The sequence below is a fragment of the Paenibacillus sanfengchensis genome, assembly GCF_036864765.1.
Taxonomy (GTDB): Bacteria; Bacillota; Bacilli; order Paenibacillales; family Paenibacillaceae; genus Fontibacillus; species Fontibacillus sanfengchensis.
In genome coordinates, this window is sequence record NZ_JBAGJC010000003.1 from 529,237 (window position 1) to 547,472 (window position 18,236).

17 protein-coding genes are annotated in these 18,236 nt (G+C 50.6%); 8 read left to right on the forward strand and 9 right to left on the reverse strand.

Going from position 1 to position 18,236, the window contains the following annotated elements:
* Nucleotides 1-8: 8 nt before the first annotated feature.
* The 3 genes from V4U84_RS08795 to V4U84_RS08805 all read right to left on the reverse strand — a co-directional run bounded on the left by V4U84_RS08795 (nucleotide 9) and on the right by V4U84_RS08805 (nucleotide 6,572).
* Nucleotides 9-1,916, reverse strand: coding sequence for an ATP-binding protein (locus tag V4U84_RS08795; RefSeq protein WP_334077030.1), 1,908 nt, complete (start codon nucleotides 1,914-1,916; stop codon nucleotides 9-11).
* A gap of 302 nt (nucleotides 1,917-2,218) precedes the next feature.
* Nucleotides 2,219-5,443, reverse strand: coding sequence for a cellobiose phosphorylase (locus V4U84_RS08800; protein ID WP_334077031.1), 3,225 nt, complete (start codon nucleotides 5,441-5,443; stop codon nucleotides 2,219-2,221).
* 124 nt (nucleotides 5,444-5,567) lie between these two features.
* On the reverse strand, nucleotides 5,568-6,572 hold the full coding sequence (locus tag V4U84_RS08805; protein WP_334073956.1) for a LacI family DNA-binding transcriptional regulator: 1,005 nt from the start codon (nucleotides 6,570-6,572) through the stop codon (nucleotides 5,568-5,570).
* A gap of 191 nt (nucleotides 6,573-6,763) precedes the next feature.
* Here V4U84_RS08805 and V4U84_RS08810 point away from each other — a divergent pair, with 191 nt between their 5' ends.
* Nucleotides 6,764-6,940, forward strand: coding sequence for a hypothetical protein (locus tag V4U84_RS08810; RefSeq protein WP_334073499.1), 177 nt, complete (start codon nucleotides 6,764-6,766; stop codon nucleotides 6,938-6,940).
* A gap of 194 nt (nucleotides 6,941-7,134) precedes the next feature.
* Here the strand turns inward: V4U84_RS08810 and V4U84_RS08815 are convergent, their stop codons facing one another.
* Nucleotides 7,135-7,308 (reverse strand): group II intron maturase-specific domain-containing protein, encoded by a 174-nt coding sequence (locus tag V4U84_RS08815; protein WP_334077032.1) that lies wholly within the window; start codon nucleotides 7,306-7,308, stop codon nucleotides 7,135-7,137.
* Between the two features lie 938 nt (nucleotides 7,309-8,246).
* Here V4U84_RS08815 and V4U84_RS08820 point away from each other — a divergent pair.
* From V4U84_RS08820 to V4U84_RS08835, 4 genes are all read left to right on the forward strand, one after another.
* Nucleotides 8,247-8,567, forward strand: coding sequence for a hypothetical protein (locus V4U84_RS08820; protein WP_334073497.1), 321 nt, complete (start codon nucleotides 8,247-8,249; stop codon nucleotides 8,565-8,567).
* A 124-nt stretch (nucleotides 8,568-8,691) separates the two neighbouring features.
* Nucleotides 8,692-9,471 carry a hypothetical protein gene (locus tag V4U84_RS08825; RefSeq protein ID WP_334073496.1) on the forward strand — a complete coding sequence of 260 codons (780 nt, stop codon included), beginning with the start codon at nucleotides 8,692-8,694 and terminating at the stop codon, nucleotides 9,469-9,471.
* A 6-nt stretch (nucleotides 9,472-9,477) separates the two neighbouring features.
* On the forward strand, nucleotides 9,478-9,939 hold the full coding sequence (locus V4U84_RS08830) for a hypothetical protein (RefSeq protein ID WP_334073495.1): 462 nt from the start codon (nucleotides 9,478-9,480) through the stop codon (nucleotides 9,937-9,939).
* A 15-nt stretch (nucleotides 9,940-9,954) separates the two neighbouring features.
* Nucleotides 9,955-10,518 carry a CBO0543 family protein gene (locus tag V4U84_RS08835; RefSeq protein WP_334073494.1) on the forward strand — a complete coding sequence of 188 codons (564 nt, stop codon included), beginning with the start codon at nucleotides 9,955-9,957 and terminating at the stop codon, nucleotides 10,516-10,518.
* Between the two features lie 48 nt (nucleotides 10,519-10,566).
* Here the strand turns inward: V4U84_RS08835 and V4U84_RS08840 are convergent, their stop codons facing one another.
* From V4U84_RS08840 to V4U84_RS08855, 4 genes are all read right to left on the reverse strand, one after another.
* Complete coding sequence (locus V4U84_RS08840) at nucleotides 10,567-11,676, reverse strand: Ger(x)C family spore germination protein (RefSeq protein ID WP_334073493.1); 1,110 nt, start codon at nucleotides 11,674-11,676, stop codon at nucleotides 10,567-10,569.
* Nucleotides 11,673-12,767, reverse strand: a complete 1,095-nt coding sequence (locus tag V4U84_RS08845) for a GerAB/ArcD/ProY family transporter (protein WP_334073492.1) — start codon at nucleotides 12,765-12,767, stop codon at nucleotides 11,673-11,675. Before V4U84_RS08845 ends, V4U84_RS08840 begins: the two co-directional genes overlap by 4 nt.
* Nucleotides 12,760-14,109 (reverse strand): spore germination protein, encoded by a 1,350-nt coding sequence (locus tag V4U84_RS08850; protein WP_334073491.1) that lies wholly within the window; start codon nucleotides 14,107-14,109, stop codon nucleotides 12,760-12,762. The genes V4U84_RS08845 and V4U84_RS08850 overlap by 8 nt, the downstream gene beginning before the upstream one ends.
* A gap of 140 nt (nucleotides 14,110-14,249) precedes the next feature.
* Nucleotides 14,250-15,374, reverse strand: coding sequence for a GGDEF domain-containing protein (locus V4U84_RS08855; protein WP_334073490.1), 1,125 nt, complete (start codon nucleotides 15,372-15,374; stop codon nucleotides 14,250-14,252).
* 223 nt (nucleotides 15,375-15,597) lie between these two features.
* On the opposite strand from V4U84_RS08855, the gene V4U84_RS08860 reads away from it, so the two are divergent.
* The 3 genes from V4U84_RS08860 to V4U84_RS08870 all read left to right on the forward strand — a co-directional run bounded on the left by V4U84_RS08860 (nucleotide 15,598) and on the right by V4U84_RS08870 (nucleotide 17,803).
* Nucleotides 15,598-16,359 (forward strand): threonine/serine exporter family protein, encoded by a 762-nt coding sequence (locus V4U84_RS08860; RefSeq protein WP_334073489.1) that lies wholly within the window; start codon nucleotides 15,598-15,600, stop codon nucleotides 16,357-16,359.
* 25 nt (nucleotides 16,360-16,384) lie between these two features.
* Nucleotides 16,385-16,816 (forward strand): threonine/serine exporter family protein, encoded by a 432-nt coding sequence (locus V4U84_RS08865; RefSeq protein WP_334073488.1) that lies wholly within the window; start codon nucleotides 16,385-16,387, stop codon nucleotides 16,814-16,816.
* A gap of 63 nt (nucleotides 16,817-16,879) precedes the next feature.
* Nucleotides 16,880-17,803, forward strand: a complete 924-nt coding sequence (locus tag V4U84_RS08870) for an AEC family transporter (protein ID WP_334073487.1) — start codon at nucleotides 16,880-16,882, stop codon at nucleotides 17,801-17,803.
* Nucleotides 17,804-17,898: 95 nt separating this feature from the next.
* Here the strand turns inward: V4U84_RS08870 and V4U84_RS08875 are convergent, their stop codons facing one another.
* On the reverse strand, nucleotides 17,899-18,075 hold the full coding sequence (locus V4U84_RS08875) for a hypothetical protein (protein ID WP_334073486.1): 177 nt from the start codon (nucleotides 18,073-18,075) through the stop codon (nucleotides 17,899-17,901).
* Nucleotides 18,076-18,236 lie beyond the last annotated feature (161 nt).

Sequence of the window (18,236 nt, forward strand, 5' to 3'; positions counted from 1 at the left end):
AGAGGACATCATACCGGACCCAATGCATTTTTTATTGCTGGAAACCGGACAATGGCCTCGGTCCCTACTCCTTTTTCACTTGTAAAGCTGATCTTCCCGTTCATGATTTCGATGATGCGGAAGGTCACCATAAGTCCCAAGCCTGTCCCTTTGGTCTTGTTGGAGAAATAAGGCTCACCCAACCGGGACAGCACTTCTTCATCCATTCCCTCTCCGGTGTCCTTAATGTGGATACTAACCTCCCCATCCTTTTCATAAGCCCAAATTTGAATCTCGCCTTCTCCGTGAAGAGATTCGATACTATTTTTGATAATATTAATAAAGGCTTGCTTGAATTTTGAGGAATTCCCTTTAATGTACAAATCCTGCGGAATGTGGACGGAAATTTTGCCTCCTTGAAGATTGGCCATCGGAACCAAAATACCTTCGATATGAATAAACTCATTTAGCACATTTAACTCGGTTACCTTACCGACCTCCGGCTTTGCGAATGTCAAAAAGTCGGTAATTATACCGGAAGCACGGTCCAATTCCTCCAGAGCCATACTCAAATAAACCTTGTCCGCAGAGTTCTGCTTCGCCACCAGCAACTGCAAGAATCCCCGGGTTACTTGCAGCGGGTTACGCACTTCATGGGCGACAGAAGCGGCCAGTTCACTGATAATTTCCATCTTTTCGGAACGTTGAAGCTCGTTGTTGAACATTTCCAATTGTTTCGAGTATTCCACTACTTGCTCGTGGTTTCGTACAAACCGCTTTCCAATAATAATAATTAGCGATATGACAAAACAAACCAGACCCCACTTCCAAAGAAAAAGATCATAGTATGTGGATTTAAAGAAAAACCAGGAAATTTCTATCAGCCCAAGGACCGCAAAAACAACAAAGCCAATCGAAAATATAATAGCCTCCTGATTCCCGCGAATCATATAAATGGTAGATACGGTAATTAGAAGGATAAACTGTACAATCATTATTGCACCAAGTACATTCATGGAGGCGAATTTGTAAAAATTGTAGAATTTATTATGGCTCAACATATTAATCAACATAAAAAGTAGACAAAACAGGGAATAACCCACTTGAAACTTTCTGTATTTGGTAATGATCGCTTTATATCCCCGTCCAATGATACTTTCAAAGAAACTGGTGAACGATGGCAGTAGGGCTAAAAGCGAGATGTCGAATAATGCAACATAAATATTACCGAACTTGCCGTATAGAGAATATAGAAATGAAGAGTACGTTATTACCAAAATTCCACTGGATAGGATGATAATACATAGCGAAAACCAGCTGGAAATGTGCTCATTCCTTAAAAACAAGGAACAGATCAGCATGACTACAGCAATAAATATCAAGGCACAACCGATGATAAAATCCGTCATGTTATTCTTGATATATGAGGTTTGCATCTCTCCAAAATCGCCTAAAAGCACTTCGCCTTGCAGCCCGATGCGCGATCCGGAATTTATCCCCACAAAAATAGAATCACCTTCAACTGAGCGATCCAAAGGCAGAAGAATTGTATTGGTTTCATATTTGTATTTGCGCTTTGACTCATAGATCATTCCGTCCCTAGACAAAATAACCACATGGGAACCGTAAAGTTTATTGAAAAGAAGTGCCGGCGTCCCCGACTTATACTGCGGTATTTTAAATTTCACCCACATTACCATAGTCCCGTCCGGCGCTTGAGGAGTGAGGTCGTCCTTTTGCACTCTCGTCCAGCCCGGCAGGGACTCCAATTCCTCCACGCTCATATTCGGATCAAATCGATCCGCCCAGGTGACTTCCCATTCTTTGATCGCCCGGTCGCTTCCATGTTTGGAATCCGGCACTTCCAATAAAAACGCGCAAAAAGCCATCACAACCAGCACAAAAATGATGGCTATCGCTTTAAAAAAAGCTTTCATTCCAGCACCCCTGCTAATGAAATAAAGAGCTACTTCCTACTCAATTCGATACGTCAAATCCGCAAACCTTCAATTATATGGAAAATTAAGAACTTTTTTAAATCTGACAAGCATTAAAATTATTGTACCTTTAATGATGCGTTTAATCTACGAATACTTTTGTAGTGATGCAAATAACTTCCATTTTACTAGGAAACACGAAAAACGGCTCCAGCAAAAATAGGCCCTGGATATCCGTAGGTAATGGATCCCAGAGCCTAAAGAAAGATTTATGATTTTGACATGGATGTCTTCCGCGTTATTTAGGCCATCTCGATTTCGATTCGCTTTGCCCCTCCGCTGCGGATGTCCTCCGCCAGACAACCGGAGATGACGGAACCCTCGAGGTTCAGCGTCGATCCGTCGGCTTTATGCACGGCGATGCTGCGGATCACTGCCGCGTCGCTGCCATAGGTGTCCTTTTTCCCGGGATTTCGGTAGGTCACCTGCGTCTTGCCCAAGAAGGTGAAGGTCACCTCGCCACGTTCGTCAAACAGCCAGCCCGGCAAAGCGGGGTTGAAGCAAAGCTGAAGTTCGCCGCCGCCCGAAATGCGGAACACCCGCTTGCCCGCCATCATCGTGATCCACATGCTGATAAACTCCGCGGTGGAGCCGCTTAGACGGGCGACAAAGCCCCGCCCGTGCACCTGGGGATCGGGATTGACGCTGGAAGCGATGAACGAGGAATTCTCCAGCGTACTGCGCCCGTAAACCTCCGGATCCAGGAACGGGATGAGCGAGGTTTGGATTTCCTCGAAGAACTGTTCCTTCAGCCCCGCTTTCAGCAACGCCAACAAATATTTGTAGCTCATGTGCAGGAAGACCGATTCCCGTTCCAACCATCCCGGCGTAAACGCGCGAATCCGGCCGATTTCATGCGATTCCCCGTCCAGGCTGACCGAGGTTTTGTACATGCGCAGCTTGTCGTCAAACAGGTCGCTGCCGCGAATCAATTCGTAAGCGCGCTCCGCTTCCGCCGGGTCCTCCAGCGTCTTCATCCAGCGGGCCGGCCCCTCCAGGAAATGAGGCAGCGGGCGGACGGCAAATTTCTTCACCACCGCTTTAGGCAGCCCGTAGCCGCTAATCACGGGGTTCCCCTGGCCGTCCAGCACTGGTTCGTACGCTACGGCCTCAAAGGCGAAGTAGGTCGGCGCGAGCCCGTTCCCCAGCGATACGGCTGCCGCGATCCCGGCGTCGATTTTGTCCAGCATTTGGCGGACAGCCGGAAGGAGATTCGCAAGCCGAAGCACGCGCTCCTCCCCGGTGATCCCGTAACGGATGCTCTCCCGGTAATGCTCGCGGGCCGAGGCCGCCTGGTCCCAATAAGAGAAGGAGTCCAGTTCGCCGTTTAGATGACGAGAGAGCAGGGCGGTCACGGTCTGCAACAGGTCCGCGATTTCCTCAGGTACGGCGATCTCCCGCAAGGCGGCTTCTTCCGCGGATTCCGACACGAACTTCAGCATCCGCTTCAGCTCGAAAGTTTCACTCATGCCGGAACCGAAGAGGCCCGGCAGCCCGTTCATGGCATCGTTCCAGCCCGGCTTGTTCCCCTCCATCTCGATCCCCATGCCGAAGGGATCAAGGGTCGCAAATTTGACCAGGGAAAGGGACAGCAGCTTCACGAACAAGTTGGTACGGTAGATTTCCCCGCTGCCGTTGTTCGTTTTCAGCCAGTTCGTGCTCTTCACCGTCAATCCCTGCCGCTGCATTTTTTCCTCATCCGGCACCATGGCGCCGTACTGCCGGACTTGCCCCCCGCTAAGTACGTACTTTTCGCTCCGCGGTAGAACCCGGGCAGGGCTGTCAAAGTACATATAATCTTTCTCCTCGTACAGCAACGCGGCTTTCCGGTCGGGGAATATATCGAGATAACTGTCGATTAAATCCATATTGTAAGTCCAGTGATCGGACCAGTAACCTTCCCCGAAGGTCGCTTCGATTTCCTGTTCGGCCAGGGACAAGATTCCGGTCAAAAACGCCTCTTCCTCCACTTGCAGAGAAACCTGGTGCTGCGCCACATAGGAAATCAGCTTGCCCGGCGTAAATTTGCCGAGACAGAGCGCCCGGAGCTCCTTCCGGGTATTGCCGGCGGCTTTGGCCAGCCATTGTTCCAGTTCCGAAGAACGGCTTTCCGGTACGCGGAAGCTCGTTCCCTCGACACCGAGCGGATTGTATCCGTCAGCCTGCATCAGGCTGAAAAACGTTTTGATATTGAAGGTACCGACGCGCGGATTGAAATAAATATCGCTGCGGCGGTTTTGGTTGGCGTCCCGGAAGTTGCCGTTGCCTTGGGAATAATACTCGGGCGCGATCGAGAAAAAGTTGTAATCCCGTTCCAGATCCCCGTGCTTGCGGGAATACAGGTGGATAACAAAGCCCTCTCTGCCATTCTCGAAAATAAACGGGTAACCTCCGCGGAGAAAATTGTCCAAATAGCTCTGCTTGACATAAGCGTCGAACAGCGGCATGGCTGTTCTGGTGGTCACGTCGGCCGTCAAGGTTTCCGTCAACTCCCGGGCTTCCTTCCGCTTCTGCTCGATATAGGCCGGTACCGCGATCAGAGGCGCCTTTTCATTCAGCCGTTCCACACTGTCAATATGACCGACCAGGGTGAAAATGCGTTTGGACGCCCCCGGCGCCAGTTCCACGGCTACACCGGAAAAACCGCACGGTACTTTGTTCGTGCAGTACTGCGTCTGTTTCGCCAGCTCGGCAAGCGGCATCCCGGCAAAACGCTCGGGATAAGCAAGCGACGTATTGCTGCCGAAAATCAGCTCAAAATCGGCGAACGGTCGGATCAGATTGCCCTGTTCATCGAAAGACAGGTAAAAGTGGCCGCTGCGGATTTCGCTCACTTCCGCTTCGTCGTGCGTACTGGAGCGGTTCCGGTAGTAGGGAATCCCGTTCTCCAGATTATCGACCTCCATCCAGCTCCGCAGCAGATTGCCGATTTCTTTGTATCCCGCATTTTCCACACCATAGGGCAGAATTTCCGGCAACCCGTCAAGCACCTCAAGGCGCAGCGGCCGATCCGAATCATTGGTAATTTCCACTTGCCGCACCAATGCCGCGTAATCGTCGTTCGGGATATGGAAATAGGCGACTTTCGTGCTTAGTCCCTTGCCCTCATGCTTCTCTTCAATGCCTACCTCATTGGCTAAAATCCGCATGCTGCGCTTCGCCAAAGGATCGGGAGCCATGCTTTGAAACGGCTCGTAAATCTCCGAGCTCCCCGTCTCCTTGATAAAGGTTCTGAATCCTTTCATCGAAACGGATTGATAGGTGATGCTCGCCGGGGAGAATTCCATGATCGGGCTGTTCTTGTCCCGAATCCCTAAGCTGCATACCGCCTGCCCCCGGTTTACGTAGAAGGTCCACATCGGAATCCCTTTGAGTCCCGCCAGCCCCGGCAGGAAGCTGGAAAACGGCTTGGCCTTATCGAACTGATGAATGACAAACGCATCCTGCTCAAACTTGTAATTTGACATCCGTACTCCTCCATACTTTTGTTTTCAAATCGCTTTTCAACCTTTTGTGTGCGTCTCGAAGAATCGCGTGGCGAGAGGGCCGAAACCGGTTTCGATTTCTTTCGAAAAAAATCAGGGGCCCGCGTTAAAGGAAGCGGCAAGACTCCCTGATTACAAGCTCTACCGGCAACATTGCGGTTTGTACTTCATTCCCGCCTTCTATCGTATAGATTAACATGTCGGCCGCTTTGCTGCCAAGTGCATAAGTATTCTGCCGGACGGTGGTTAATGAGGGCGTCAAAAATTTGACCATTTCAATGTCGTCGAACCCGATCAACGAGATGTCGTCCGGTACGCGGAGCCCCCGTTTTTTCAGGGTCATCATAGCTCCGACCGCCAGGTTGTCCCCGGCGGCAAACACCGCCGTGGGGAGCCGATCCGTCAGCAGCAGCTCCTCCATCGCAGCCTGGCCGCTCTCCATCGTATAATCATAGCTGCCTTGAATCACATACTGCGGTTCGACGGGCAAACTTAAGTTTTCCATCGCGCGAAGGTAACCCTGAAGCCGCTTCTCGCCCGCAAAACTATGCCCGCCGCCGATATGGGCGATCCGCCGGTGGCCGAGCCGATGCAGGTACTCCACAGCCTGCATGGCGCCTGCGATATTATCGGAACAGATCGTGCTCTTTGTGTCCGACTCCTGATCCAGAAGCACGCACGGAATGTTGGAATCCAGCAGTTCCTGAAAATACGGATCCCCGTAATCCGGCAGGATGACCACGACGCCGTCCACACCGCGAATTTTGCAGTGCTCCACGTACCCGCTTTTTTTCCCGCCGATATCCTTGGTAACGAACATCAAATCATAGCCCTTCGAGGTGGACACCTTCTTGAAGCCTTCGATGACCCCGGCGAAATAAGGGTGTAATATCCCCGCTCCCGAAGGCTCGTTAAAAAGCACTCCAATCGTCCAGGAGCGCTTGGTCGTGAGCGAACGGGCATGCGCATTCGGGAGATAACCCAGCTGCTCCGCCGTCTCCAATATTTTGCGCCGCGTTTTGGGACTGACATCGGAATAATCGTTAAACACTTTCGACACCGTGGTCGGGGAGAAGCCGGTGATTTTGGCTATATCGTAAATGGTTACCACTTGAGTTTTCATCTCCTGCCTCAGGCTCGGAATACCGCTTTCGAGGGTTCTTGTGAAATTGTATCCGATCCTGTTGCGAAAAAGCAACCGCAATTACGTCTCCCGTTGAGGCCCGGTTTCCCTTGTTTCATCAAGGCGACGAGCGTTTAAGAATAGGCAAACAGACCAATGCGAAAAAGGAGGAAATTTCCGTGTACGAGCCTCGCGAACGTAAAGAAGTCAACAGTGTCGATGTGGAGCGCAGGGACGTCCAGGAAAGATCGGAGCCCAGCATGGTTGCCGCAACCTTTATTAAATATGCGGCATATCTTATTATCTTTTTCGGATTCCTTTATTTTCTGGTCAAATATGTATTTCCAAAGTTTTAAAGCGGATACCGGACTGTATAAAAAAGAGGCTGAGCGACATCCTTCAGGATGACGGGCAGCCTCTTTGCCGTGGTTTATCGGTACAGTCCAGTTGGACGGATTCACTTCAAAGCCGATCGAACGACTGCCCGCCGAGTCATCGGGTGGTTGCGGTTCATCATTCCCTGGTGAATCAACGCGAAATCCACCTACGCTTATATATTGTACCAGTCGATCTCCCTTAGATACGACTTGGCTTTTCCCGGATCGACCTTGCTATAGTAGTTCTTCCATCCCTGGATTTTCGGGTTGAGTTCCTTCACCAGATCGTTCAGCGTCTTGACCAATTTGTTTCTTGGCGCCGTCTCTTTCTTAACCTTCTCTCGCATCTTCTTCATCGCTTTATTGGATGGAAAGCAGCGCAGAATGCGCGCGGTTCCCCCATCTTTGCTTATGACCGGAAGCCGTCAGAAGTGATGCCCCAGAAAATCGAACCCTGGGTCATCTTCCCAGATGTTCACTTGTAAGAAAGGCGAGAATTACGCTAACGGTCGCCACAGCCGTTATTTGTCCTGAAAACGCCGACTTCCCATTCTAACGGTCGCCACAGCGCTTATTTCGCAAAAACAGGCTGTTAGGGCGGGAATCCGGGGAAATAACGGCACTCACGACCGTTAAAATTTCGAAAGGGCTACTTTTCGTTAAATAGCGGCTGCTACAGCCGTTAGACTTCCCTCAGGCCTAGTACCCGCCGGAAAGCCTGACCTTTTGCAGGAATTCATTCTCGATTACATCAATGCAGGTAAAGTCTGTCTCAGATCGTGTGCGGATTAGTGCAATGCAAGTACTAGCGTTGCATTAACCCGAGGGGCTAATGGCTGTAACAGCCTCCCTTTAAAGCCGGGCGGGTGGATAAGGGCCTTTTGCGCCGCTATTTTGTCGAATTCGTCCCTTCAGCGTGAAATAGAGGTCCTTTAGGGCCTTATTCTTGGGACAAGCGGGCCGAAATAACGGCCCAAAACGCCGCTATTATAGTGGGCGGCAAGAGAGATTGTGGATAGGCAGCACCATGTCAGGTTTAAAACCTGATATGAAATAATCGATTCATATATACCCAATTATGGGATAAATCGATGTAAACACCTGTTGATTTGTTCGCGATGCAATGGCTTAACGCGACACTAGTGAAAAGAAAGCAGATGAAGGCTCTCCTTTCCCCCGGATCAATACGGTGATTTACGAAAATTCACGAGTAAGGCCGCTCGTTTGAAATTCAGGAATTGGGGTAAACTCCAAGTAGATGACAGAATCCAGGAGGCGAACAAGGATGCCGAATGAACCGAGCACAAATCCGGGGGAACAAGCCTATGAAAGATATAATTTGCTGAAAGAACACCGGGCCGAGAATGATATTCCCGGCGATGATCTGCTTCCCCACGATACGCGGATTACCCAAAGCTTAAGCGAATCCGGCGACGAGTCGGCCGGAGACGCGGAGTATGGCGCCGGAGCATTGGATCCGCTGCCGGATGTTCCGGATGCCGACGCCATCCAGCAGGACAGCCCCGTCGACCCGTCGGCGCCCGATCCGGACGCCATGCACGGTACGGATCTGCTCAACGGCTACGATGGTGACGATAGCCAGTGACTTCTCCCCATCCCGGACGTGCGGGATGGGGTTTTTCTTTTATGGCTTTTTAAAGCACTTTACATAACCACCGCCGGAAACGGAAATCATTAGTATTATGGCTAGGTGAGAGGCGGTTCTTTTGATGGATAATTTTCGAAATCAACACCGCAGCCGGCGGTATCAGGCACATGTGAGCATGTTCGGCACAACGCAACTTCATTTCAGAAACCCTTATATAGTCGCTTGCTGGTCCTTGGCCTTTCCGGGCTTCGGTCATCTGCTGCTGAACAAATACCTCCGCGGATACGCTCTGGTCATCTGGGAAATGTTCATTAACCAGAAAATTCATTTGAATCTGGCCATGGTTTATTCCTTTAACGGCCAGTTTCAGGCAGCCAAAGAAGTATTGGACCCCAAATTCACGATCATGTACATTCCCGTATATCTATTCGCCATATGGGATAGTTATCGGACGGCTGTAGACCTTAATAAAGTTTATGTACTTGCCCACCGTGAGAATGCTCCCTTCAGTACGTTCAGCATAGGAGTTCTTGAAATCAATTACCTTGATGAACGCAAACCCTGGTTGGCCGCCTTTTGGTCTGCGTGCATTCCGAGTATGGGCCAGCTCTATCTGCATCGAATTGTGTTGGCTGTTTTCGTGTTGATCTTTACCATTCTTATCATTGACAGATCGAATTTTATTTGGTCACTGCATTTCTTAATTCTCGGAGATCTGCGGCAATCATCCGCTGTGCTGGATACCCAATGGCTGCTGTATATTCCTTCGTTTTATTTGTTCAACATCTACGAGGCCTATATAAACGCCGTAGAGAACAACAAATTATTCAACACGGACTTAAAAAACTATCTGCGACGCAACTACCAGCCAAAAGGCCGATTTTTTCAGTACAAGGAGTAGAGTGGGTTGATACAGATTTTTGCCACATTCCAGTATTCGGTGTTCACGGAAATCCTGATCTCAGAGCTTGAAGAGAAGGGGGTTACCGATATTTATGCCGTTCCGCTCGATTCACGCAAGCAAGCTCCGAGATTGATGGATACCCTCCACCGTAGTGACGGGGTGTCCTTCCTGGATAAAGCCTTTGTCTTTGCTTTTCTGTTCTCCACTATTGGAGCGAGCAAAGGATTTGTATGGGCATGGGGGCCCGTTATGTGGGGCTTAATCGGGGCGGCGGCCGGTTTTATCCTCGGGCTGCTGATCAGTGTGTTGACCTATTGGTTAAAACAACGCAAGCATAGAAACAAGCGAACGGACAAAAGAAAGAGTGAGATCATCCTGATAGTAACCTGTGAGGAGAGCCAATCAAAACTGGTGGAGGATCTTCTTTGGGACCATATGGCTCTAGGATTAGCCAAAACAAAATAAGAAGGCGGAATCGGGTTGATATCTTTCGAAGAAATCGAACGTTTAAGGAAACAACTTGCGGATTTGGAGCAGCAATTCTGGCTGAACCATGTCTTGTTTTCGATGCAGTGGTGGATTTTACTTGCCACCTTTATTGTCCCCTGGGTCATTTGGTGGATGGCCGTCGATAAGCGGAATATTAGAACGATCTTGTTGTACGGGCTGGTTATTATGACTTTGATTAATATCATGGATCATACCGGTCTTCAATTGATGTTATGGTCATACGAATACAAATTGACCCCATTAATACCTATCTTGTCTCCGGCAAATCTTTCGCTCCTGCCGGTGCTCTATATGTTGATGTACCAGTACTTCAGAAGCTGGAGATCGTTTATAACCGCACATATCGCGAGTGCCGCCGTCATCAGTTTTGTGGGAGAACCGATGTTTGTTGAACTGGGCATCTATCACATGTTGAACTGGGAGCATTACTACTCCTTTCCTATCTATATCGCTATGGCAGCCCTTATACGCTGGTTTCTCGAATGGCTGCTAAAAAAGTGCCTACCCAATCCGGAAAATAGGCTCGAACTGTAAAAAGCCTGCGCATTTGCAGGCTTTTTGCTCGTCAACGTCCAGCTAAACTTATTGAATCATCCCCGTATATTTAATCTTCACATCCGCCTTGACCTGGAATTCGGCTTCCGGATAAAGCTGCTGCCATTGCTTGAGCTCGGTGTCATTGTTCCAATGTCTCGAGATATAGCGCAAGCCCCACCCGAAAGGATCAACGCCGATGGACTGGACTTTTTTCAACAGCTTCATGCTCTCTTCTTCCCACTGCTTGCCGGCGACCTTCGATATTGCACGCATTTCGGGACCGCCAATCACCATGCCTTCTTCGTTGGACTCAAGCATCGCTTTGCCGGTCAGGCTGTACTCAATGACAGCCTTTCCGTTTTTCCCGGTGCAGATGCGGTATTTGGGCCTGGAGCTCTCCAGATTGTAGTCGATTTTATTTCCCGCGGTCTCTACGTGAAAGCTCGAACGCAAATTCCGGGTCCGTAGCAAATTCAGGATTCTTGTCTCTTGCGGAGACAACATCGCTACCATTTTCTTTTTATCAAAAAGCGCGACCTTGTCGATCACCAGCATATCCGGCTTTTTCGCTTCAACGACCGGCATTAGAGGATCCATCCCGTTTTCCGTGATCCTGCGATGCAGGTCAAAGGAATACACCGTCGTTATAAACGGTGATTCCGTCCCTTCCGTCCCCAGGCTTAAAATAAGGGCATTGCCGGGAAGGCGTTCGCTTTTGGTCTGCATATTGACCACCTCTTTGGCCGAAGGCTTGCCGACCGCGACGTACATGATCAATTGGATGTCCCGGCGTCTGGCGGACCAGTCGGTCATCGGAACGATATTATCCCGCGCAAAAGATTCACCGTAAATCAACGCCTTGCAATGACTGAAATCCGGTTCTTTATCGATCTTGGATTTGATTAAGCGGATGGCTTCCGGTACGCTTTCGGCGACTTCCGTAATGACTACTGCTTCCTGGGTCCGCTTTGTCGGGTCTCCCTCCGGAATCGCCATTTTCAGCGTCACTTCAAACTGGTCTCTTTTCCGAGGGTCCTCGGGACGGTCGACGCCAATGGCCAGCACGAAGGACCGTTTGTCGATATCTTTGAACTGGCAGCCCGTCAGCACCCCGCCGAGCAGAATCACGACCAGGAAACAGATTCCCTTTCTCATGTTCGTTTCGCACTCCTTCTATGGGCGATAAACAGGAAAAGCAGCAGCAAAAATTCATTGGCAAAACGAATATTCAAAAACCACTGCCCCATTTGAGCCAGGCGGACCTGGTTCATGAATGTCATGAGCAGCAGCGTCACCAGGCAGACGGGACCCAGAATCCACCAGTCGCCTTTCTTGCTTCCTTCTTCCGCCTCCTTTGACCTGAACACCCCTTTAAACAGCTCAAGCCCGACATGCCAATGAATCGACATGCTTATAAGGGACAGCGACAAGTAAGTCGTATAGAACAAAAACAGCAACCGCTCGATGATAAACAGTTCCATCCGGATCGAATCCGCCGTGGAAAACCAGCTGTAAACATGGTCTTCCACTCCGATCGTTCCGTGATAGCCGACCGGAACAAGAAAGGTGACCAGCAGAATGACAAAGGAGGTGACCGGAATCACCCATAATAAACGGGTGTTTAGATTGCGAAAGTTCCGGTTGAACACCACCAGATTCATATAGCCGGAAAAGATAAAGGTAGCCCCGGCCACCGCGGAATAATTCGGCCGGGTCCATAAATGGGTGACGATCTGCATTACGGCGTCCCAACTGAATCCCGGACTGGTTAACGATTTGACCAGAATATAAACGATCAGCGGTGTGACAAGCAGCAGGATCGTCTCCAGCGCATACAGAATCGATTCCGACGAAAGCCGCGCACAGAAAGAGGAAAGGAGCAGAAAACCGATCATGACAGCATACGGGGAAATGTCCGGGCTGATAAAGCGGAGCGTAATATCCACGAAAGAAAGCATCGTGATGATCGCCGCGCCAAACCAGAATATTGAATAAAGGAGCAGCAGCGGGGCCGAAAAAAAACGCGGGAGATGCCGGTTAAATATTTCCGGGAGCCCCTTCCCCTGAAAACGGGACATTAACCGCGTAAATACATACAGAATCACCGTTCCCACAGCGGTTGCGATAAATATGGCGATCAAGGCCCCCCGAAATCGCGCCGAAATAAGAATACGGGGCACAAAGTTGATGATATTGATCAACGCGTTCATCAGAAACAAATAGTAAATATATTTTCCGTTAACCATTTCTCCGCTCACCCTTTGACTTGAATTCCAATACGGTCATTTTGAGATAGGGCCGACCGAAGCTGCGGATCCCCGAAAGATACAAGACCAGGCCGACCAACGCTACGACAATCCCGACCAGCCCGAATGTGATGGCGAACAGGACGATAATATATTTGATCACGCGAATGGTGTACCCCATCATACTTAATGGGATAATGAAATTCGAGATCGCGACGGCCGAGACGAGAATAATCATGATATTGCTGACCAGCCCGGCTTGGGTGGCCGCTTGGCCGAGAATCAGCCCTCCTACCGTCGTGGCCGTTGGACCGATCGCCTTGGGCAGCCGTAAACTCGCCTCCGTCAAAAACTCCATCATCAGAAGCATCAGGAAGACTTCCATAAAAGACGGATAAGGAACCGCCGCCCGGCTACCCGCGATCAGCAGCGAAATTTGTACTTTCAGAATCTCCGGATTGTAAGAGGCAAAGGTGACATAGAGCCCGGGCAATGTCAGCGTCATAAACAACCCGATGTAACGGATCATCTTCAAGAACCATCCCACCAAAGGCACCTGGATTTTATCATCCATCGCCGTGAAGAAATCGGTGAAGATCGTCGGAGCCAAAATGGCAAATCCGGTCGTATTCATCAGTACGGCGACCTTGCCTTCGGCGATGTTGAACACAACCCGGTCGGGGCGCTCGGTGACCACCATAGCCGGGAACACGCGAAATTTCTGCGTGCTTATATATTTCTCCAGTTCGCCGGCCGACTGCAAAATATCCACCTTGACCCCTTCGATCTTCTCCCGCATTTCCCGGAGGACCTGCTGATCCACCCGGTCGGTGTCATAAAGAATCGCTACCGAGGTTTTGGACACATTTCCGACCGTGAGCATCTCGATTTTTAAAGCGGAGGACTGATATCTTCGGCGAATGAGGTTGATGTTCGTTTCAATGTTTTCGCTGAGGGCATCCCGCGGTCCCTGGACGATCGACTCGTTGACCGCTTCGCTGACCCCGCTTGACTCCGTTTTCATCGCTTCGAACAGATAGCATTCGGATTCGATCGTGATGGCAATGTAACCTTTAAGCACGTACTCCATCAGTTGCTCCAAATCCTTCGGCCTAACGGTACCGGGAAAGGAGGCGATATAATTTTTAAAGGCCTGGACGTCGGCCATCTCATAGCTGGGTGTCACAATAAACCGAAAGATGGTGTCCGAATTCGTCAGAGTCCGCAAATATTGCACGCGAAACTCATCGCCCGGCCCCAGCCGCCGCTCCTCAAAATCGACCTGCCCCGACATTTTTTCCCACAGCCACGTGTCCGCCGGCTCCTTCGTTTTCGAACTCACGCCCGGTTCCCTCCTCTTCTGTTGGCGTTAGGTTTCAAGCTAAGCCTTATTTTGCTAGCCTCAGCCGATTTTCATACTACCAAGGGACTTTCTTTCCCACTTGAGGAAAATAAAAAAAGCCCCGCAAAATGCGAAGCTTGTCAAGTGTCCATGGGTTGTCCGAAACGGTACGGCGAGGGAAGCGTTGCCCGGCATACCCGGTTTCTGCCCGAAGCTTTGGCTTCGTACAATGCCCGGTCCGCTCTATCCACCAACAGATGGCTGTCGATATCGGGGTATGTCGCACTTCCCGCGGAAACGGTAATCTTCAATTCCGTCCCGTCGGGTACCCGGAACCCATGATTTTCTACGTTTCTTCGGAGACGCTCGGCGATAATCCGGATTTGTTCGGAATCGCACGCATCGACGATCACGGCGAACTCCTCGCCGCCTTTGCGGGCAATCTGGTCTCCCGGCCGGAAGGTTTCGCGGAGCACGTCCGCGATCTGCGCCAGCACGGCATCGCCCGCGGGATGCCCGTAGGTGTCATTGACCTTTTTAAAATAATCGATGTCCAGCATAAGCAATGTAAACGGAACGCGATAACGATTGGAGGTTTCTATTTTCTGCTCCAACATCAAGTCGAAGGCTCTTGCATTATACAGGCCGGTCAAAAAGTCGCGGTGCGCCGCCTCCCGCATAATGCGCAGCAATTCATCCGAGCGCTTCAAATAGGTCAGCATGGAGAAGGAAAACAGCCCGCTGGTGTAAAAGATCAGAATAAAGACGGCAATGGCCAGCCATTTCCCCCTGTCCTCCAATAGAATAAAAAAAACCACCACGGTAACCAAAGTAGACAGACCGACGGCCCAGTTCCATCTCCGAAGGGACAAACGGTATTCCCTCAAGATGGCTATGGCGATCAAGTAGGTCAACAGCGCGTCGATCGCGCCCAGAATAGAGGCGAAATTAAAACCGCTCAAAAACAATAAACGATAAATTAAAATAATGAAAGTCGTGATTCCCCCTCCGGCCCATCCACCAATGAATACGGAAATAAGGATAGGGAGCTGCCGAAGATCGGTGAAGACCGAGGAATTTAGGGGAAAAGCGATGTACATTAGAGAAACGCCGAAAAGGCCGAGAGCCGTCCCGAGCAGGAGTTGTATTTTTATAGTTTTGTACTTACCCATCTCGCCGGAGGAACGCCATTTTCCCCAGACGATATAACCGAAAAAAAGGAAAGTGGTCAGAAAAGTGAAGTTGCTGATCAAACTTTGAAGCATAGGCTATACCCCCACTTGTAAAACCCGTTATAGCGAAATTCAAACGGACAAAGTAAGCATAACATATAAATCTGGAAAAAACCCGTTAAAAATACAATAAAATTTAACATAATTCGATAATATTCGACAAATTACCTATAAAATTCGACATGATTCTTAGGGTCTCTTCATTCGCCGGTCACCCATGCTATAATGGCAGCAACAGGATTTAAGGAGGAAGAAAATGGAGGAAAGAGGATTGGGGCGGGAGGAGCAGGAGCCGATCGAAGTTTGCCTGCTGGCCGGAAAAATTATGCTGCAAAGCGGTGCGGAGACCTACCGGGTGGAGGATACGATGACGCGGATTGCCGAAGCTTTAGGATTGACCGGCTCGCACAGCTATGTCACGCCAACGGGAATTATGTTTCAGTCCGACGACATGCGATGGGCCAAACTGGTCCGCATTATGGAAAGAACGACCGACCTTCAGAAGGTCGCCGAAGTGAACGACATCTCCCGTAAATTGGCAAATCGCGATCTGACGGCGGCGGAGGCCCGGAAACGGCTGGCGGCCGTCGAATCGTCCGGCCATGCCTATTCCGTTCCCCTGCGGATTGGAGCCGCCGCCATCTCCAGCGGTTGCTTTACCCTGATGTTTGAGGGCGGCCTTCCCGACTTCCTTCCGGGGATCGTTTGCGGCGGACTTGGATTCTCGGCTTTGATTCTGCTGCATCGCCTGGTGAAGGTCAAATTTTTCGCGGAATTTACGGCCTCCTTCCTGATCGGCATCTTTGCGTATCTGCTGATTCGGGCGGGAATCGGCGCCGATCCGGGTAAGATCATTATCGGCTCGGTTATGCCGCTCGTGCCCGGCCTGCTTATAACCAACGCCGTGCGCGACCTGATGGCCGGACATCTGGTTTCCGGCTTGTCCCGGGGCGCCGAGGCCTTTCTGACCGCCTTTGCGATCGGAGCGGGCATCGCGGTCGTCTTTACGATTTTATAATGGAGAAAAGAGGATTGTGCTGGTGATGAATTTGGCGCTACACCTGGTTACAAGCTTTATCGCGTCAGCCGCCTTCGGCATTATATTCAACGCCCCCAGACGCACCCTTCTGCAATGCGGCGCGTCCGGCATGCTGGGCTGGGCTGTCTATGTGCTGCTGGACGAACGTCTGGATACCGTTTTGGCCACCGTCGCCGCGACTTTTATTGTCGGCGTCGTCAGCCAAATTTTCGCCCGGACGCACAAAAAACCGGTCATTCTGTTTAGCGTCTCGGGAATTATTCCGCTTGTGCCCGGGGGGTTGGCCTACGACGCGATGCGGAATTTTGTCGAGAACGACTATAATACGGCGGTTCAATTGGCGGCCCAGGCCTTTTTGATCTCCGGTTCGATCGCCATCGGCCTGGTCCTCTCCGAGGTATTGAACCAAACCTGGCGTAGGCTGTCCGGCAGGTGAAACCTCTATGAATCATCGAATTATAACTTACATCCAATTACAGAAAGAAGATGAACCGAAGCGATGATCGCCGATATTTTACTGGACGTCGTGCTGCCCATTTTCGTGCTGATCGGGCTGGGTGCCTTGATGCAGCGGGCATTTCGGCTGGACCTGTACACCCTGGCCAAAATTAATTTCTACTATATCACTCCCGCCGTCGTGTTTCTCAGTATGTACCATTCGGAGATGTCCCCCGAACTGCTCGGGAATGTCACCGTTTTCTATATCTTGTACGTGCTCCTGCTTTATGCGGTAAGCGCCCTTGTCAGCCGTCGGCTGAAATTCAGCCGCGGGTTGAAAGCGGCATTTACCAACAGCCTGATTCTCGACAATTCCGGCAACTATGGACTGCCGATCAACCAACTGGCTTTTAAGGGAGACGCCCTGGCTACCTCGCTCCAGGCGCTGATCATGACTTTCCAAAGCCTTGTGACCTTTACATATGGCGTCATGTCGGTCCAGCGGGCGAAATCCGGCGGAACGTTGAAGGCCTCCTTGATCGGCTTTCTTAAAATGCCGGTACCTTACGCTCTTGTGCTGGGGCTTGCTTTTCACGTGCTGCATCTGCCGCTGCCGGAATTTATCGGCAAGCCGCTATCCTATGTGTCCGACTCGATGGTCAGCGTCGCGCTGCTGACCCTGGGGGCGCAAATCGTCAAATACCCGCTGCGGCTGGACAGGTTCGAGGTTTATCTCAGCGTAGCCTTGCGCCTTCTGATCGGCCCCGCCATCGGATTGCTGCTCATTTGGCTGCTCGGTCTTCACGGCGTTCCCGCCCAGGCCCTGCTGATCGCTTCCGGTATGCCGACGGGGGTCAACAGCACAATTTTGGCGGAAGAATACAATAACGAACCCGATTTCGCTTCCCAAACGGTACTGATCTCCACCCTATTAAACATCATCACCATCACCGCGCTCATTTCCCTATCCCAGTATGTGGCCTGACGAACAAGGGCCGATATCGCGCCTTACGCACGATATCGGCCCTCCTCCGCATGGCAGACTTGCGTTTCACGCTCCATCCCCCGTCTGCACGCTCTTTACGCTTCGGCTTTCGCATTCATTTCATAAGCGGTTTGATGCAATTCTCTGATCATTCTCCGCAAAAATTGACCCTCTTGTTTTCCCAATCCATATTGGTTTTCTTTGGCGATCATCGCGCCAATCCGTTTCTTCAGCATCTCGCTCCGGCGTACCAACATTTCATCATAAGCCAAGTCAAGTCATCTCCTATCCGTTTTTTGTAACGGTTTTTTATAACACAACTATTAGTATAGAGATTGCTGCTCCGGAGGGAAAACCGATTCAGCACCGCTAAAATTGGATTATTTTTAATGCCGTTGGTTTCCCGCGCGCTCCCCGGACCTATTCTTATTTA

Bases quoted from the DNA above. Each gene is read 5' to 3' on its own strand.
- V4U84_RS08870 (WP_334073487.1), top strand. From the start codon at position 16,880: ATGATCGCCGATATTTTACTGGACGTCGTGCTGCCCATTTTCGTGCTG.
- V4U84_RS08845 (WP_334073492.1), bottom strand. From the start codon at position 12,767: ATGGTTAACGGAAAATATATTTACTATTTGTTTCTGATGAACGCGTTG.
- V4U84_RS08815 (WP_334077032.1), bottom strand. From the start codon at position 7,308: ATGCGAGAGAAGGTTAAGAAAGAGACGGCGCCAAGAAACAAATTGGTC.
- V4U84_RS08795 (WP_334077030.1), bottom strand. From the start codon at position 1,916: ATGAAAGCTTTTTTTAAAGCGATAGCCATCATTTTTGTGCTGGTTGTG.
- V4U84_RS08820 (WP_334073497.1), top strand. From the start codon at position 8,247: ATGCCGAATGAACCGAGCACAAATCCGGGGGAACAAGCCTATGAAAGA.
- V4U84_RS08865 (WP_334073488.1), top strand. From the start codon at position 16,385: ATGAATTTGGCGCTACACCTGGTTACAAGCTTTATCGCGTCAGCCGCC.
- V4U84_RS08800 (WP_334077031.1), bottom strand. From the start codon at position 5,443: ATGTCAAATTACAAGTTTGAGCAGGATGCGTTTGTCATTCATCAGTTC.
- V4U84_RS08840 (WP_334073493.1), bottom strand. From the start codon at position 11,676: ATGAGAAAGGGAATCTGTTTCCTGGTCGTGATTCTGCTCGGCGGGGTG.
- V4U84_RS08860 (WP_334073489.1), top strand. From the start codon at position 15,598: ATGGAGGAAAGAGGATTGGGGCGGGAGGAGCAGGAGCCGATCGAAGTT.
- V4U84_RS08855 (WP_334073490.1), bottom strand. From the start codon at position 15,374: ATGCTTCAAAGTTTGATCAGCAACTTCACTTTTCTGACCACTTTCCTT.
- V4U84_RS08825 (WP_334073496.1), top strand. From the start codon at position 8,692: ATGGATAATTTTCGAAATCAACACCGCAGCCGGCGGTATCAGGCACAT.